Below are 16,845 nucleotides of genomic sequence, written 5' to 3' on the forward strand. Positions count from 1 at the left end.
TTTAAAATAAAAAACTACCCTCCCTGAGTTGCCTGAATAACAAGCACCTGAGCATTCTGCTGTAAGACATAGGTTTCCCAGTCGCGTCTTGAGACAATGGCATTATCAACAGCCACAGCAATTCCTTTTTTAGGAAAATTGAGATGTTTTAATGCAGCTTCAAGAGCAATTTCTTTAGGAAAGGAATACGGGTGATTGTTGATGTTTACAGTGATCATAAGATAGTTTTTACTGTAAACTGAAGGAGGCTTGAAACCTCGAATTCACCTTATAAAACTTCCTGAACAGAATTTTTTTATAAGATGAAATGTTTTTCACTTTTCCCTTCGCTGGTACTAACCAGATCAGGTTCAAAGGGTACTATCTCAGCCGATATACGTATCAGCGCCCCTAAAGTTTACTACGTAAAGCTATAAATAAATAACTGAATTTTTAAAGTCTATCTGTTTAATTTTAAAAACATATGATCTGTACTTAACAGATTTTAGCCTTTCCTTAAGGACAAAATAACAGGATTCATAGGGATATAAGTCTTATGCTTACTTAACTTGTGAACATCAAAGAATACTAATCATTCTGCTTTGCGGAAGACCAAAAAATAAAAAATATGAAAAGTGTACAGCCTTATTTAACCTTTAGAGGAAATTGTCAAGAAGCTTTAAATTTCTATCAAAACTGTTTTGGTGGAGAAATTAAAAATAAGGACACCTACGAAGGAAAAGACATAGATATTCCCGGGAATTATCGTAACAAATTGCAACATGCAGAATTGAAAGGCAAAGGCATTCATATTATGGCCTATGATGCTTCGCCAGATACACCGCTTACTGAAGGAAACCAAGTACAGCTAAGCGTTGATTTAGAAAGCAAAGAAGAAACCGACGAATTGTTTGAAAAACTTTCCGCTGGTGGACAAGTTGTAACTCAATTACAAGAAACTAGCTGGAAGGCATATTACGGCCGTTTACGCGATCAATATGGCGTGACTTGGATGCTTAATTATCAAATGGACTAAACGTCCGTTTATAAAAACAAAAAAAATCTGCTTCAGAAATGAAGCAGATTTTTTTTGTTTTTATAAACGCTGCTTTCTCTTCTAATAGCTGAAATTTGCAAAGAATGACTCAAGAAATCTCTATACTAGGCAATACCTTTACGCTACACCCTTCTGGTGGAATACTGTGGCACGAGAAGAAAATGCTGCTTATTGCTGATGTGCATCTGGGTAAGATTTCACATTTTAGAAAACATGGCAGTGCTGTACCTTTAAAAGCTGTTTCTGCGAATTTTGACCAACTCAGTAGAGTTGCAGATTACTATCAGGCGCAATCTATTTGTTTTCTAGGTGATCTTTTTCACAGTAGCCTCAACACTGAATGGAAGCTTTTTGAAAAGTGGGTACAATCTCGTGAGGAACAAATTTTGCTTATCGCCGGAAATCACGACATTATTTCGCCTTTAAAATATGACTCGCTTAAGATAAGTACTTACAGTGAATTTCAATCCAAAGGTTTTCTACTTACACATCATCCAGAAGAACGAGAAGGTTTTTTCAATTTTTGCGGACATATACATCCGGGTTTTCGTCTGGGCGGAATTGGGAGACAAGTACTGAAACTTTCGTGTTTCTTTAAGACTGAAAACCAATTGATCTTACCGGCTTTTGGTACATTTACAGGGAATTATTACCTGGAACCTAAATCAGGCGATCAGGTATTTGCCGTGACTAAAAATGAGGTGATACAGGTGTGTTAGAGCCCAATACCTATGTCACATTGAGCCTGTTGAAATGCTGCCGAAGTTTGAATGTTTCTAATTACCAAATAGTCTTCGACAAGCTCAGACTGACAATAAAAAAATATGAAAAAGAAACTCGCAATATTCAATTTGCTTTCTGTTATTCTGGTTTTAGCCGTTAACGGACTTTCCCAAGCGCAACGCTGGAATGACACCACAATCGGTGAAATGAGCGCTCGCTATGACAATTTGTTTACTCCTGCGGGGTACGCTTTTTCGATCTGGGGATTTATTTTTTTAGGACTGATTGGCTATGCGATTTTTGGAATTCGCAGGGCATACTTCAGTACTAAGAAGACGCCACATATTGAACAAACCGGTTATTGGTTTGCAATTGCAAATGTGCTCAATGCTGCCTGGGTTGCCGCTTTTACCTACGACTATGTGTGGCTTTCGGTCTTGATCATGTTGGGATTGTTGGTTTCGCTCTTAAAAATCATTCTTAAAACCAATATGGAACGTTGGGACGCCCCCATAGCCATAATCGCTTTTGTCTGGTGGCCTATCTGTTTTTACAGCGGGTGGATTGCCGTGGCGACTATCGCTAATATTTCGGCATTTCTAGTCAGTATAGGGATCGAGTTTTCCCAACTCACCCAGATCGTAATTACAATGGTGATGATTACCATCGCGGTCTACCTCAACAATCTAATGATCAACCTGCGCAATATGCGCGAATTTGCACTGGTAGGTGCCTGGGCGCTTTTTGCCATTTTTATCAGGCATAATGGTGAAATTGCTGCCATCGCCTATTATGCGCTTGCCGGAGCTGTGGTTTTGACTGTGGCTGCAGGTTTACACGGGTATCGAAATAGAGAAACTAATCCTGTAAAAAAACTTCAGGAACGTTTTTTTAAGCATTAATAGCGAAGGGAATCTCTTCTTCTGAGAGTACTTTAATTTTTTTTAGAAAGTCTGGATGAAAAGGATTAATCAAAACATTATACTCTTGTTCAAAATAATTCAAAGGTATTCTGGAAGAAGGCACTGCTAAAACCAACGATTCTTTTTTTAGTGCCCACCGGCTGCCCAGTTCCTGAGTGCTTCTTGGGTGCGGGCGATAATCCCAGTCTTTAGGCAGCCCTTTCAAATCTATCCGTTGCGGTTCTGCATCAAGTTCCAATACAGCGATTTTCCACCTAAAATCAGAAACCGCAGCCCCACGAATGGAAAGGTGTTCAAGCATAGTCAATGAAACAGCACTGGCAGCGTAAATCACTGGGGTATATGCTTTATTCCATCTTGCACCGGCAAGGCCATAACCTAAGGCAGAGTAGCCTTCCCGATCTATATAGATTCTATAAACCTGCATTATACAACTGCTCCCCAAGCTAGCGCATCAAGCGCTTCATCTACATAACCAAGACCATTAGGATCCTGTATCATCTCTTTAGGAGTAACATTACTTAAAGCGTAATTAGGAGTTTCTAACCAATTTAAAAAGTTTTGCTCATCGCCAAAAATGCCGATGCCCTTTTTAATGACCTCGTTTACATCATACACCATTTTTGAACTCAACTTGCTCAAGGTGCCATTTCCCGATTTCCAACGGGAAATTGTAGATGGATTTACGTCTAAAAAATGAGCGCTTTCTTCCTGATTAAACTCTAAAAAATCTAACACTCGTTTGGCTTTTTGATACGGTAAGGTCTCTTGCCGCCAATACGCCACAGCCGCCTCATTCACTGTTGGAGTGCTTAGTGATTCTTCAATAGCTTTATAAGACTTCATAACACTAACAATTAATTGCATTTGCAATATACAAAATATTTAAATGCAATTAATCGTAAGCGATCAATTATATTTTACTGAATATTCACACTTAAAGGTCTAATACAGTGTCATGTATTAAACGAAAAAGTCTAAATCATAGACTTAATATCGCTCGCCCAACTCGGGTAGGTAAATACCATCCCTTTTAAAGTGTTTACATCAAGCTTACCGCACATAGCCATGACAAACATATTGATGGTTTCGGCGGCATCCCAGCTGAGGAGATGAGCGCCCAGTACATAACCCGTCTCTTTATCTACAATGGTTTTAAACGCATAACAGTTTTGATTCATGCGCTTGGAGTTGTACCAGTCGGGTACATTTTGCTCTTTGACCACAAAATCATAACCCGCTTCACGTGCCTGCTTTTCGTTCATCCCAACCATCGCTAATTGCGGTTGTGTAAATACTACTGAAGGTGTAGGCGGCACATTGAGTTTCATATAGTTTATACCCTTAAGGATATTTTTTGCGGTAATGCGTGCTTCCTGATGTGCAATGGGCGTAAGCGGTAATTCTCCGCTGGCAGCAACGTCTCCGCAGGCATACACATTTGGGTTGGTAGTACTTTGAGTATATTCATTAATGGTGATTCCACGATTTGAGAAGGCAACATTTCCTTTTTCTAAATCCAGATCAGCAATTGCCGGTACCCTCCCCGCTGTATTAAAAACCATCTCGGCTTTAATCTCTTTTTCTTCGCCATCAACATCTAGGGTAAGCCTGTAATTCTTTCGCAATTTTTCTACTGCTGTGGCACGTGCATTAAAAATAAACCTGATCCCCAGATGTTCTGAATTTTCCTGAAGATATCGAGCTAAACTTTCGTCAAAATTAGAAAGGATGCGGTCATTCACATCCACTAAGGTTACATCTACTCCACAACGGGCTGCGATATGGGCGAACTCCATCCCGATGTAGCCCGAACCCACAAAAATCATACTTTCAGGTAAGGTCTCAAGCTCCAAGAAATCATCACTGATTAGCAAATGTTCTCTTCCCGGAATTTTCAGCTCCAAGGGAATGTTTCCGGTTGCAATCACAATTTTATCTGCAGTCACCGTTTTTCCTTCTACAGAAAGCGTTTTTTCGTCTAAAAATTTTGGAGCTTGATGGTAGAGCTTAATTCCCAGATCTTCCAGTTTTCGCTCTGTAGTAAAAGGAACTGCTTGGGTAAACGTCTTTTTAAATGCCATTAAATCTGACCAATCTATTCTGGGCATATCACAAATCCCTTTCCCCTGCATATCAATACTGCGTTCTAAAACTTCGGTAATCCCAACCAAAACTTTTTTTGGATCACAGCCACGATTGGCACAGGTTCCGCCGTATTCTCTGTTGTCTGCGATGGCCACAGTCATACCAGCGTCTACTGCATCATATGCCACGTGTTTCCCTGCGTTACCAGTCCCAATGATAAACAGATTATAATGTTCAATTCCCATAAAACTCGATTTTTATAAAGATAGCGGAGTGTCGCGCTTCTTTGTGTTAGTGAAATTGTAAAATCCCGTTATTATAAACCAAAAAAGAGCCCAATGATCAATCAGGCTCTTTTGAAAACATATTATTCAATTTTTAGTTGGTTTCGTACGTATTTAAGCGCTCGAGGTCATTTTCATTTTCTTTCAGTTTTTTGTCATAATCAGCATAAATATATTTGCTCCCTACAACAAGTAATAGTAGTAGAATTCCAAATAAAATTCCGTTTTCTAACAATTGCTCCCGATTTTCAAAAACATCCCATCCTTTCTTCCATTTTACAAAACCAAGTCCTGTAAACACGACCCAAATTGCAACAATACTTATGTCATAAATTGCGGTTTTTGCCGTATGGATTCTAAACTTAGAAATCGCCTTTTGCAAGTCTAAAATACTAAGCTTACCATAGTCTATTTTCTTCAACGTACTGTGCTGGAAATACGAAAACACCATTAAAGCTGATGCTACAAATAGCAAACCGAGATACAGCGGTGATTCTCTCAAAACAACCATCATTACTACTGAAAGGGCTGCATAAACCAAAGCCATATTTTTACCGGCAATAGAAATTTTTAAAAACTTATCAAAGCTGCTCTGCGCTTTATTAAACTCTAATTTTTTCAGTTTTTCTTCGTTGACCTTAACACGCCTTTCAAGGTTGTTCATATCATTTTTCCATATATTTTTCAGTTCATCTACATTCATAATCTTAGGTATTAAGTTCTTGTTTCCATTTTTGTTTAATGCGACTTATTTTAGTAGCCACATTTGTTTTTGTGATACCCAGAATCTGTGCGATCACCTCATAATCTTTGTCCTCGAGATACAAGAACATGAGGGCTTTATCAAATTCATTCAACTCATTAAGTAGTTTTTGTAAAACATCTTGCTCATAGCTTCTTTCGCTAGCCTCAGAAGCCGAGGTGAAATCGAGCAGACCTGCGTCCAGACTTACCAATTTACCTTTGTGTTTAAATGTTTTACGGTAGTGAGAAATCGCAACATTCATTGAGATCCGGTACAACCAGGTCGTCATCGCATAGGTATCGTCATACGTATCGAGAGATTTCCAGATTTGTATTAGAATTTCTTGCTCCAGATCTTTTTTATCATCTTCATCTTTACAATACATCGTGATCACTTTATATAAAATGCCCTTGTACTTCTGAATGATGTTAATAAATGTGGTTTGCTTACTCAAACTTTCTAATTGTGTTGGTATACCTTATTATTCGCAGCATTTTTAAATAAATCACAGGTTTAATTTTTTTTTTAAAAGAAGTAAGGTATGTTACTAAAATACTAAATCTCAAATCCAGTTTTAAAACCAATATTTACGCATTATCTTTGCTCATCTATGGGTAAAACCACCATCACCAAACCTTTCTTAGAGTCTTTGCAACTGCAAAAACTCGGGGATGCGCTTGCCGCATCTCAAAATAGAATCAAATTAGACGGACTCATAGGGTCTTCAATGTCTATCACTCTGGCCGAAAGTTTTAAAACTGCAGCTAAACCTTTTTTACTCATTTTAAATGATAAGGAAGAAGCGGCTTATATTTTAAACGATCTTGAACAGCTGGTTAAAGAAAACGATGTGCTTTTTTATCCCGGTAGTTACCGAAGACCCTACCAGATTGAAGAGACTGATAACGCCAATGTGTTATTGCGTGCCGAAGTTCTTAACCGCATCAATAGCCGTAAAAAACCCGCGCTGGTTGTCACTTATGCCGATGCACTTTTTGAAAAAGTTGTAACCCGAAAGGAGCTCGATAAAAGCACGCTTAAAGTAAAACTCAACGACAAGATCTCATTAGATTTTGTAAACGAAATGCTTTTTGAATACAAATTCAAGCGTGTTGATTTTGTAACCGAACCCGGCGAATTTTCAGTGCGTGGTGGAATCATTGATGTGTTTTCATTTTCACACGATCAGCCGTATCGTATAGAATTTTTTGGGGATGAGGTAGACAGCATCCGTACGTTTGATGTAGAAACTCAACTTTCTGTAGATAAGATCAGCAAGATCAGCCTGATGCCTAATGTAGAAAACAAAGCATTGCAGGAAACTCGGGAGAGTTTTTTAAAATACATCGCAGAAGATACGGTGATCTTTACACAAGATATCGAGCAACTTGCTTCACGCATAGACACTAATTTCAGTAAAGCCGAAGAAGCTTTTGAAAAGCTGGAGAGTGCGATCAAACGGAATACACCTGCAGAGTTGTTTTGTGATTCTTCAATGATCAAAAGACAATTGCTAGATTTTACTTTAGTAACTTTTAATGAAGCTATTTCTACTGCAACCTCAGAAAGGGCTGGTTTACAAATTCAATTCAACCAGCAACCGCAACCCGCGTTTAATAAGCAATTCAATTTATTGATTGAAAATTTAAACGAGAATTACGAGGCCGGTTATACCAATTACATCTGTTGTTCTAGTGAGCAGCAAGCAAAGCGTTTTCAGGATATTTTTAACGATGCTGATCTTAATGTCAAGCAGTACGAGACTATTATTCTCTCGCTATATCGCGGCTTTATAGATGATGATTTAAAAATGGTTTGCTACACAGATCATCAGATTTTTGAGCGTTATCATAAATTTAAACTGAAAGACGGCTACGCGAAAAAACAGGCCATTACTTTAAAAGAATTGACCAGCTTGCAAGTGGGTGATTACATCACACACATTGATCACGGGATTGGGAAATTTGGCGGACTTCAGAAAATTGAAGTTGAAGGGAAACGTCAGGAAGCGATTAAATTGATCTATGGAGAGCGCGATGTATTATATCTGAGTATTCACTCCCTACACAAAGTCACTAAGTACAACGGGAAGGAGGGCAAACCCCCTCAGATTTATAAACTGGGAAGTGCTGCTTGGAAAAAACTCAAGCAAAAGACAAAAACTAAGGTTAAAGAAATCGCCTTTAACCTCATCAAATTATACGCAAAACGCCGACTTGAAAAAGGTTTTGCTTTTGGTCCCGATACGTATTTGCAAAACGAACTCGAAGCGAGTTTTATTTACGAAGACACGCCAGACCAAAGTAGCGCTACCGAAGCTGTAAAAGCAGATATGGAAAGTGCTCGCCCGATGGACCGTCTGGTTTGTGGGGATGTAGGTTTCGGTAAAACTGAAGTCGCCATCAGAGCCGCATTTAAAGCTGTAGATAATGGGAAACAGGTTGCGATATTAGTACCCACAACGATTTTGGCTTTTCAGCATCATAAAACTTTTACTGAACGTCTAAAAGATTTACCGGTTACGGTAGATTATCTGAATCGTTTCCGCACTGCGAAGGAAAAAAGAGAAACGTTAGAACGCTTAGAAAATGGCCGGGTAGATATTATTATAGGCACGCATCAACTCACCAGTAAGAATGTAAAATTTAAAGATCTGGGCTTACTCATTGTAGATGAGGAGCAAAAATTTGGTGTTGCAGTTAAAGACAAACTCAAGACCATAAAAGAAAACGTAGATACGCTGACGCTAACGGCAACGCCTATTCCGCGTACGCTGCAGTTTAGTTTGATGGCGGCTCGAGATCTGAGTACGATCACCACGGCCCCACCCAATCGCTATCCTATAGAAACTCATATTGTTAGATTGCAGGAAGAAACTATACGAGATGCCGTGTCTTATGAAATACAACGTGGCGGACAGGTTTTCTTTATTCATAATCGTTTGCAAAATATCAAAGAGGTTGCCGGGATGATTCAGCGTCTGGTACCTGATGCTAAAATAGCTATTGGTCATGGTCAGATGGATGGTAAGAAACTCGAAGAGTTGATGCTCAAGTTTATGGCTGGTGAGTTTGACGTTTTGGTCTCTACCACTATTGTAGAAAGCGGTCTCGACGTACCCAATGCCAATACGATTTTTATAAACAATGCCAATAATTTCGGACTTTCAGATTTGCATCAAATGCGGGGTCGTGTGGGCCGAAGCAACAAAAAAGCGTTCTGTTATTTCATCACGCCTCCACTCTCCGCAATGACCGAAGATGCGCGCAAACGCATGACTGCTTTAGAGCAATTCTCCAGTTTGGGTAGCGGTTTTAATATTGCAATGAAGGATTTAGAAATTCGTGGGGCCGGAGATCTCTTAGGTGGTGAGCAAAGTGGCTTTATCAATGAAATAGGTTTTGACACCTATCAAAAAATCTTAAATGAAGCCATTGAAGAACTCAAAGAAAATGAGTTCGCCGATTTGTATGCCGACCAAAATGCTGATGATGAAAATAAAGAGTACGTCAAGGATACGGTAATCGATTCTGATTTCTCCTTGCTCTTCCCGGATGATTACATCAACAACATTACCGAGCGTTTAAATCTCTATACCGAATTAAACAATTTAAAGACCGAAGAAGAACTCGCAGCTTTTGAAAGCCGACTGACTGACCGTTTTGGCGAACTACCACCACAGGCTGAAGATTTGTTGAATTCGGTTAGAATTAAATGGGTTGCCACGCATTACGGACTTGAAAAAGTGGTGATGAAAAATAAAAAACTCATCGGATTTTTTATCGCAGATCAGAATTCTAAATTTTACCAAAGCGCGGCGTTCTCCAGAGTGCTTCAGTATGTACAAACGCATTCAAACCGGGTCACGCTTAAAGAGAAGAAAACATCAAAAGGCTTGCGGTTACTCCTCACCGCCCCCGGAATTTCTTCCGTCAATAAAGCTGTTGAATTGCTGAAGCCTTTAATGCCAAAGAAAGTGGAGTTGGCTGAAAACGAACAATAACTCAAATACCCAAAGTACAGGCAATTATTCCTTAAACCTTGCTATCACTGAAATGTCAGGTAAATGACGGGTAAGTGCAGGCGCAAAAAATTGGCTGGAAGTGCTTTCTGTTTTTAGTATTGCAGTGTCTAACATTCTTGTATTTTTAGATGCGCATCATTTACAAGAGCAATCTATGTCACTTATGAAACAGCCACAACTTGGGCTTAAAATTTTAGAACTACGCCAACAAAAAGGATTTACTCAGGAAGAACTAGTAGAGCAGTGCAATATTTCGGTACGCACCATTCAACGTATAGAAGCCGGTGAAGTAATGCCACGCGTTTATACTGTAAAAACGATTCTCGCAGCTTTGGATCGCGATCTTGATGACCTTCAGGAAACAGCATTTGAGAAAAAAGTCAAAAAAGCATTTCTCCTAGAAATTGATGAAACTAAAAATGTTTCCTTCCTGTTTACACAGCTCAATCTAGGCTGGATCGCCGGAATAATCAGTATGATTCTACTGGTTTTTCAACTCATTGAAGAAACGACTTATTTAACCACAGACCAGTATTATTTTGGGGAGGTATTTTATGCAGCGGTAACTATTTTAGGTGCAGTAGCTTTTGCACTCCATATGCGGGCTTTCACACTTATAGGCGGACTATTTAAAGCCCAGTTTTTAAAGACCAGTGCGATCATTGCTATAGCCATCAATACTCTTATTGCGTTGTATTCTGTATTTGATCTGCATTTTCAATACATCAAATTGGAAGCTTTTGCGGTGATTTACAGCGTGCTCTTTGGGGTACTGTTTATCTGTATGGGTATCGGACTTTTAAAAACAAATCATCTGGGCCAGTTGCCCAAAGTAACGGGAATTATAAATTTAGTTTTAGGGGCTATGTTTTTGACGGTGATTATGACCGTAGTTGCAGGTCCGGCAAGTATTCTGGCTCAAGGGCTCTATGTGGCGATTATTTTGAGGGCAATTCAAGTTTTAAGAAAGCAATTCTCGTAACCTAAAATATAAAGTGCAGGAAATAATAGTTTCCTGCACTAAAATTTCCTAACTGTTTTAATTTAAAGTACTCTTCCAGCGTTCTAAAACAGTACTTTGCTTTTGAAGCAATGAAGCAATACTTTTTTGATCAACCCGTTGCAGGTTTGCTAAAACCTTATCAATTGTCTCTATTATTATTTGAAAATGATCATTTTCAAAAATATTTCCGGGTTTCACAGCCAGTTCTCCTGGCTTTATAATTGCCTCTTTCAATTCCTGCACAGAATCTATATTTGGTAATTTTACAAAATCAACTTCATCTAATTTTTTTACTTCAAATTCAAGCGCTGACGCAAAATTTTTTATGGTTGTTGATAGTTCTCTCACATCTCCTTCTGTAGCAGATGAATTAGATTGAATTTGCTGAAGCGCGTTTAATATTTCCGTTTTACCATCTGCAAAGGACTTATAAACACTACTTATCGCTTCGTGTTGCTTATAATGTTTATAGAGCTGATCATAAGCGTCAACTTGAAGTGCAATACACAAATAAGCATAGCAAAATTTCTTATCCCATTCTATAAAAGAGAAGTTGAGTAACTGATTACGATCTTCAACCACAAGGCTATAAACCTCTTGCATTTGCTTTTTAGAATATGTAACATCCTTGTAAGAAAAAGATTTGGCTTTGTGCTCGCCTTGAGCAATTTGAACAATTTCAATAAGTAGTGCGTCTAATTTCTTAACAGGCTGCATAAGAGCTTTAACCTCATCTTTCAAATTCTCAAAGTAAAGAGGATCTTGAACTCCAACTTCTTCGATGGAATTAATATCCTCAATATTTGATACGTGCAGGTATCTATTCTCAAAAGTATTGTGGTAAGCCTCTAAAAGTTCAGTTCCTGAAGACTCCTCTTTGATAAACTGTTGAAAGGCTTCAAAACTGATGCTTTCCTTAGTCTTTGCCTTAAGATATTCCTTATAGATAAGACAAGTCATTTGTTGCTGTAAATTACGATAGTCGCCAAATAGTAACCAAGGAGATCGCTTATCATAAACACACGAAACATAAGGGCTTTTTGCATTTTCTTCCCTAGATTGATTAGAAGGATGGCTGGCATACATACCTACAACAACACTATCGTTATCATCAAAAAACTTCTTCCCTCCTGCAGGATGAAGCGGTAGGAGGCTAAATTTCTCTTCGAGCTGTTGCAAGATTTTCTTGGTTGCCTGAGAACTGTGCTCATATAAATTATCTACAGCAATTCCCTTTTGAGAAGCGATATACGCATAATTCACGGTATTATTCCAAGCATTAGAACCGTCATCTAATTTCCATAATGCTGAAACTATAGGGTCACTTCCAGAAGCTTTGACCGCAACTTTGTCTGCATTAAATTCCATTTCCCGAGAAAGCGAAGAATACATAATATTTAAAAACTGATAAAATAAACGCAGCAACTGCCGAATCAACCAAATAACAGGAGTTATAGCCCAAGCAGCAAAAGATAAGCGTATGTCTGCAGCACGCCACCGATCTAGCAAATCATCCCACTTATCACGATCAAAAATCATATTGTGGATAATAGTATTTGCAGAATTAATGTAGCTGCCTATTTTCATGCTTTTTTGTGCGAAATGACCAAATTCATGAGCAGCCACTGCTTTAAATTCAGAAAGATTGAGACAATCAAGTAGCCCTAGACCTATTGTGAGTTCTTTTTTTACAGGAAGAAATAAGCTCAACCAGATATTCGTGTAGCGCACATATGCATTTACATCAGGATCAACATAAATATTCTTAGGTCTGGGCGCTCCGGTTTCTTCGCAGATTGTATCAACGAAATTCCATAAATCCGGATGCTCCTCTTTCTTGAGCAAAATACGGTTAGAAGGCCTGTGATTCTTAAGCTTTAACATGAACTTAAGCGTAAATAAAAATAACATGATACTTCCCGCTATAGAACCAATCTTGAGTAAGATGGTCCATTTGTTGTAATGCTCAATTTCATAAGTAAAGGCATAGTAAACAAGATAGCCTAGAAAAGCGACCATTGTCAAATAGAGAATAAAGAACAAAAAAATCCCAAACACAGCTAATGCTGCACGATACTTATAAGAAGATTCTAAAGAGGTTAGTTTTTCAGGAATAGAAGTAGGACTTTCGGGGTATATTAGTGTACTCACGGAATAAATATTTAAACATCTAAGCTCGTTTATTCCGCTTAAAAATCACAATTTTTCTTAAAAAATTATTAAAAATAATAAAACGCATCTTTAAAATGCTCCAACTTTTCCTGGGTTTTATTTTTTAAAACAGCAATAACATCAAAACGGGTTTCAATATCCAAATCGTTTGAAATGATGTATTCATTGGCAGCTTTGACGAGTAATTTGATTTTAGACGGAGTCACAAAGTCCTGTGGATCACCAAAGAAATCAGAGTTGCGGGTTTTAACCTCTACAATGACGAGTTCGTTATCTTTTTGAGCGATAATATCAATTTCCGCTTTTGCGAAAAACCAATTGCGTTCCAGAATTTCATAACCCTTTCGTTGAAGATAGTCGGCTGCATACTGTTCGCCCCATTTCCCGAGTTCGTTATGATTCATTGCTCTAAAACATTAATTATTCAATCTGATCAAAATAAAGCTTTGCACCGCGTTCATTAACTTCCAGCGAAGTGCTTCGCCCCATAATAAGTGCACGGTTATCTTTTAAATGTCCTGCCGGAAAGTCAAAGCATACAGGATAATCATATTCACTTACCGCATCTAAAACGATCTCCTGAGCCGTTTTTCCAAAAGGAACCGAATTGTCATGCATGCTAGTCAACCCCCCCACTACAAGGCCGCGAAGATTGCGCAACATTCCATTACGTTTGAGGTTGACCATCATACGATCTACATGGTATAAATACTCATCAAGATCTTCTATAAACAGAATAGCATTATCTGTATTTATAGCAGAATGGCTTCCGCATAAAGAATATAAAATAGAAATATTACCCCCTACCAGTTCGCCTTTTCCAGTACCTTGACGATTGAGTGGATGACTCTCTATGTGATAATGCAAGGGTTTACCTAACCAAGCGTTTTCTAATGTTTGTTTTGCAATGGCTGTATTCCGAGAAATCCCAACCGGCATAACAGCGTGAATGGTCTCAAAACCCAATTTATGAATTTGTGAATGCAACACCGTCACATCGCTATATCCCACAACCCATTTAGGATATTTTACAAATTTGTAAAAATTGATTTCATCTATAATTCGCACCGTACCGTAACCCCCTTTTGCACACCAAACTGCTTTGATTTCGTCATCATCTAACATTTCTTGCAAGTCTGTAGCACGCAATTTATCTGTACCACCGTATTGATTATCTGCTGCTCCGATAGTTTTACCCAAGACCGGCACTAATCCACAAGATTTTAAAAGAGCTATCCCGTCCTCGAGATCTGCTCTATCAACCTTACGTGCAGTACACACAATTCCTACTTTATCTCCTTCAACTAAATAAGGCGGGGTTACCATATTCTATCTATTATGGGCGGTACAAAAGCCCGGTTACTTTAAAATTTATTTTTGATGCTTCAGCTTGTTTCATTTCTTAGAAATTATGCCAAGCTGTGCAAAACTAAACACATCTTTCATTCTAAACAGCACATCAAACTTAGCGTTGTTTTTAGATAAGTCACGCTAAATATAGAAAGCATATTAAAAAGAAAAACTACAAATAAATTATGCAATATTATAAACTATTTAAAACACTAATGTAAGACTTATTAAATGTAGGGTATCTCTGGTTTTGTGTAAGGTCATAAATGGTATCTTTGCCGCTGAAATTTTAATCCTGATATGAGTCCAAAAAGATATACAATTACCGCTGCACTACCCTATACAAATGGTCCTATTCACATAGGTCACCTGGCAGGAGTATATGTACCTGCAGACATTTACGCCCGTTATTTAAGAGGAATGGGCAATGATGTTGCATACATCTGCGGTAGCGATGAGCATGGTGTTGCTATTAGCATAAAGGCTAAAAAAGAAGGTATTACTCCACAAGAAGTAGTAGATAAATACCATAAGATCATTAAAGATTCTTTTCAGGAATTTGGGATTTCTTTTGATAATTATTCGCGTACTTCTGAACCGGTACATCACGATACCGCTTCAGAATTCTTTAAAATCCTTTATGAAAAAGGAGATTTTATCGAAGAAGTAACTGAGCAATTGTATGACCCGGAAGCTAACCAGTATTTGGCTGATCGTTTTGTGATAGGAACCTGTCCTAAATGTGGTCACGAGGAAGCTTACGGGGATCAGTGCGAAAATTGCGGTTCGTCTCTAAATGCCACTGATTTGATCAATCCCAAATCTACCATTTCTGGCGCTGAACCTATTTTGAAAAAAACCAAACACTGGTTTTTACCTCTTGAACGTTATGAAGACTTCCTCAAGCAATGGATCCTGGAGGATCATAAGAAGGATTGGAAATCTAATGTTTACGGTCAGTGCAAATCATGGATTGACGACGGCTTGCGCCCCCGTGCGGTAACCCGCGATCTCGACTGGGGAATTCCCGTACCGGTTGAAGGAGCTGAAGGTAAAGTACTGTACGTTTGGTTTGATGCTCCTATCGGTTATATTTCCTCTACCAAAGAATGGGCAGCACGCGAGGGCAAAAACTGGGAGGATTACTGGAAAAAAGACGATACCAAATTGGTTCACTTTATTGGGAAAGACAACATTGTTTTTCACTGCATTATTTTCCCAAGTATGCTTAAGGCGGAAGGAAGCTATATTTTGCCGGATAATGTGCCTGCTAATGAGTTTTTAAATCTAGAAGGTAACAAGCTTTCCACTTCAAAAAACTGGGCGGTGTGGTTGCACGAATACCTGGAAGACTTTCCGGGGCAGCAAGATGTGTTGCGTTACACCCTAACCGCAAACGCTCCAGAAACCAAAGACAACGACTTTACCTGGAATGATTTTCAGGCGCGTAACAATAATGAACTCGTTGCAATCTTTGGAAATTTCATCAACCGTGTGGTGGTTCTGACCAATAAATATTACGAAGGCGCTATTCCGCAGGCTTATGACTTTAATGAAGAAGACGAGCGTGTACTTGCAGAAATGAAAGCCTATCCGGCAGTTATTGCAAGTTCCATTGAACGCTATCGTTTCCGCGAAGCTCAAAATGAATTGATGAATGTAGCCCGACTCGGAAACAAATACCTGGCCGATGCGGAGCCCTGGAAAACTGTAAAAACCGATACAGAGCGCACCCAAACCGTGATGTATGTGGCCTTACAAATCGCAGGAACACTTGCTGTTTTAAGTGAACCCTTTTTACCACATACTGCAAATACGCTCAAACACATGCTCAATATTGAGAGTGAAGATCCGTTAGTGCGTTTACCAGAAGCCTTGAGCTGGGAAATGCTTGGAGACAAAATAGATTTACTTCCCGTAGGACACATAATCAATCAGGCTGCGTTGTTATTTAGTAAGATTGAAGACGAACAAATACAAAAACAACTCGATAAATTAGAAGCCACAAAAATGAGTAACAAAGCCGAAAATATAGCTGTAACCCCTCAAAAAGACACCATTCAGTTTGATGATTTCACCAAGCTGGATATGCGTGTGGGAACCATTATTGAAGCTGAAAAAATGCCCAAAACCAAAAAGCTTTTAGTTTTAAAAGTAGATACCGGTATTGATGTACGTACCATCGTTTCAGGCATAGCCGAAAGTTTTAAGCCCGAAGATATTATAGGTAAACAGGTAACCGTTTTGGTAAACCTTGCCCCTCGCGCACTACGCGGCGTAGAAAGCGAAGGCATGATTTTAATGACTGAAGATGCTCAAGGTAAATTGGTATTTATGAATCCCGATACCGCCGGCGTTAAAAATGGCGGGGTGATTAGTTAGATAAAAATTTTCCCTCCTTAAAAAGGAGGGAAAATTTCAGCTTTGCTGAAACAAGGGTGTTCTACAGGCCACATCAAGCGCTCCCGAAAGTAATCGGGACGAGAATACCACCCAC

At 38.8% G+C, this 16,845-nt stretch carries 15 protein-coding genes and 1 riboswitch; of the genes, 6 read left to right on the forward strand and 9 right to left on the reverse strand.

Annotated features, from left to right (window positions below; genetic code table 11):
• Positions 1 to 14: 14 nt before the first annotated feature.
• Entirely contained in the window at positions 15 to 218 is a 204-nt protein-coding gene (gene thiS / locus DSM02_RS13480; RefSeq protein WP_128766144.1) for a sulfur carrier protein ThiS, read from the reverse strand.
• Between the two features lie 86 nt (positions 219 to 304).
• Positions 305 to 402, reverse strand: a riboswitch (TPP riboswitch).
• A gap of 205 nt (positions 403 to 607) precedes the next feature.
• On the opposite strand from thiS, the gene DSM02_RS13485 reads away from it, so the two are divergent.
• From DSM02_RS13485 to DSM02_RS13495, 3 genes are all read left to right on the forward strand, one after another.
• Positions 608 to 1,015, forward strand: a complete 408-nt coding sequence (locus DSM02_RS13485) for a VOC family protein (RefSeq protein ID WP_128766145.1) — start codon at positions 608 to 610, stop codon at positions 1,013 to 1,015.
• A 104-nt stretch (positions 1,016 to 1,119) separates the two neighbouring features.
• A complete protein-coding gene (pdeM, locus tag DSM02_RS13490) occupies positions 1,120 to 1,755 on the forward strand; it encodes a ligase-associated DNA damage response endonuclease PdeM (RefSeq protein WP_128766146.1) in 636 nt (211 codons plus the stop codon).
• 105 nt (positions 1,756 to 1,860) lie between these two features.
• Positions 1,861 to 2,661, forward strand: a complete 801-nt coding sequence (locus DSM02_RS13495; RefSeq protein WP_128766147.1) for a tryptophan-rich sensory protein — start codon at positions 1,861 to 1,863, stop codon at positions 2,659 to 2,661.
• On the opposite strand, the gene DSM02_RS13500 is transcribed toward DSM02_RS13495, so the two are convergent.
• The 5 genes from DSM02_RS13500 to DSM02_RS13520 all read right to left on the reverse strand — a co-directional run bounded on the left by DSM02_RS13500 (position 2,651) and on the right by DSM02_RS13520 (position 6,253).
• A complete protein-coding gene (locus DSM02_RS13500; RefSeq protein WP_128766148.1) occupies positions 2,651 to 3,109 on the reverse strand; it encodes an RES family NAD+ phosphorylase in 459 nt (152 codons plus the stop codon). The two genes, DSM02_RS13495 and DSM02_RS13500, sit on opposite strands and share 11 nt — an antisense overlap.
• A complete protein-coding gene (locus DSM02_RS13505; RefSeq protein ID WP_164918317.1) occupies positions 3,109 to 3,528 on the reverse strand; it encodes an antitoxin Xre/MbcA/ParS toxin-binding domain-containing protein in 420 nt (139 codons plus the stop codon). Before DSM02_RS13505 ends, DSM02_RS13500 begins: the two co-directional genes overlap by 1 nt.
• A gap of 131 nt (positions 3,529 to 3,659) precedes the next feature.
• Positions 3,660 to 5,015 (reverse strand): dihydrolipoyl dehydrogenase family protein, encoded by a 1,356-nt coding sequence (locus DSM02_RS13510; RefSeq protein WP_128766150.1) that lies wholly within the window; start codon positions 5,013 to 5,015, stop codon positions 3,660 to 3,662.
• Between the two features lie 133 nt (positions 5,016 to 5,148).
• Positions 5,149 to 5,757: a hypothetical protein gene (locus tag DSM02_RS13515; protein ID WP_128766151.1), complete on the reverse strand. Its 609-nt coding sequence runs from the start codon at positions 5,755 to 5,757 to the stop codon at positions 5,149 to 5,151.
• A gap of 4 nt (positions 5,758 to 5,761) precedes the next feature.
• Entirely contained in the window at positions 5,762 to 6,253 is a 492-nt protein-coding gene (locus DSM02_RS13520; RefSeq protein WP_240674061.1) for an RNA polymerase sigma factor, read from the reverse strand.
• A gap of 156 nt (positions 6,254 to 6,409) precedes the next feature.
• Between DSM02_RS13520 and mfd the strand changes: the two genes are divergently transcribed.
• Positions 6,410 to 9,802, forward strand: a complete 3,393-nt coding sequence (gene mfd, locus DSM02_RS13525) for a transcription-repair coupling factor (RefSeq protein WP_128766152.1) — start codon at positions 6,410 to 6,412, stop codon at positions 9,800 to 9,802.
• Positions 9,803 to 9,902: 100 nt separating this feature from the next.
• Positions 9,903 to 10,805 (forward strand): helix-turn-helix domain-containing protein, encoded by a 903-nt coding sequence (locus DSM02_RS13530; RefSeq protein ID WP_240674062.1) that lies wholly within the window; start codon positions 9,903 to 9,905, stop codon positions 10,803 to 10,805.
• Between the two features lie 57 nt (positions 10,806 to 10,862).
• Here DSM02_RS13530 and DSM02_RS13535 read toward each other — a convergent pair whose 3' ends face one another.
• From DSM02_RS13535 to DSM02_RS13545, 3 genes are all read right to left on the reverse strand, one after another.
• Entirely contained in the window at positions 10,863 to 12,977 is a 2,115-nt protein-coding gene (locus tag DSM02_RS13535; RefSeq protein WP_128766153.1) for a M48 family metallopeptidase, read from the reverse strand.
• 68 nt (positions 12,978 to 13,045) lie between these two features.
• A complete protein-coding gene (locus DSM02_RS13540; protein ID WP_128766154.1) occupies positions 13,046 to 13,402 on the reverse strand; it encodes a YraN family protein in 357 nt (118 codons plus the stop codon).
• Positions 13,403 to 13,418: 16 nt separating this feature from the next.
• Positions 13,419 to 14,324, reverse strand: a complete 906-nt coding sequence (locus DSM02_RS13545; protein ID WP_128766155.1) for a S66 peptidase family protein — start codon at positions 14,322 to 14,324, stop codon at positions 13,419 to 13,421.
• 324 nt (positions 14,325 to 14,648) lie between these two features.
• Here DSM02_RS13545 and metG point away from each other — a divergent pair, with 324 nt between their 5' ends.
• Positions 14,649 to 16,730, forward strand: coding sequence for a methionine--tRNA ligase (metG, locus tag DSM02_RS13550; RefSeq protein WP_128766156.1), 2,082 nt, complete (start codon positions 14,649 to 14,651; stop codon positions 16,728 to 16,730).
• The last annotated feature ends 115 nt before the right edge of the window (positions 16,731 to 16,845 follow it).

Origin of the sequence: Leeuwenhoekiella polynyae, from assembly GCF_004104075.1 — a bacterium.
In the GTDB taxonomy this organism is placed as follows: Bacteria; Bacteroidota; Bacteroidia; order Flavobacteriales; family Flavobacteriaceae; genus Leeuwenhoekiella; species Leeuwenhoekiella polynyae.

Coding starts and splice junctions, on each gene's coding strand:
- thiS (WP_128766144.1), bottom strand. CDS start 218: ATGATCACTGTAAACATCAACAATCACCCGTATTCCTTTCCTAAAGAA.
- DSM02_RS13505 (WP_164918317.1), bottom strand. CDS start 3,528: ATGAAGTCTTATAAAGCTATTGAAGAATCACTAAGCACTCCAACAGTG.
- DSM02_RS13495 (WP_128766147.1), top strand. CDS start 1,861: ATGAAAAAGAAACTCGCAATATTCAATTTGCTTTCTGTTATTCTGGTT.
- DSM02_RS13545 (WP_128766155.1), bottom strand. CDS start 14,324: ATGGTAACCCCGCCTTATTTAGTTGAAGGAGATAAAGTAGGAATTGTG.
- metG (WP_128766156.1), top strand. CDS start 14,649: ATGAGTCCAAAAAGATATACAATTACCGCTGCACTACCCTATACAAAT.
- DSM02_RS13515 (WP_128766151.1), bottom strand. CDS start 5,757: ATGAATGTAGATGAACTGAAAAATATATGGAAAAATGATATGAACAAC.
- DSM02_RS13540 (WP_128766154.1), bottom strand. CDS start 13,402: ATGAATCATAACGAACTCGGGAAATGGGGCGAACAGTATGCAGCCGAC.
- DSM02_RS13485 (WP_128766145.1), top strand. CDS start 608: ATGAAAAGTGTACAGCCTTATTTAACCTTTAGAGGAAATTGTCAAGAA.
- DSM02_RS13500 (WP_128766148.1), bottom strand. CDS start 3,109: ATGCAGGTTTATAGAATCTATATAGATCGGGAAGGCTACTCTGCCTTA.
- pdeM (WP_128766146.1), top strand. CDS start 1,120: ATGACTCAAGAAATCTCTATACTAGGCAATACCTTTACGCTACACCCT.
- DSM02_RS13510 (WP_128766150.1), bottom strand. CDS start 5,015: ATGGGAATTGAACATTATAATCTGTTTATCATTGGGACTGGTAACGCA.
- mfd (WP_128766152.1), top strand. CDS start 6,410: ATGGGTAAAACCACCATCACCAAACCTTTCTTAGAGTCTTTGCAACTG.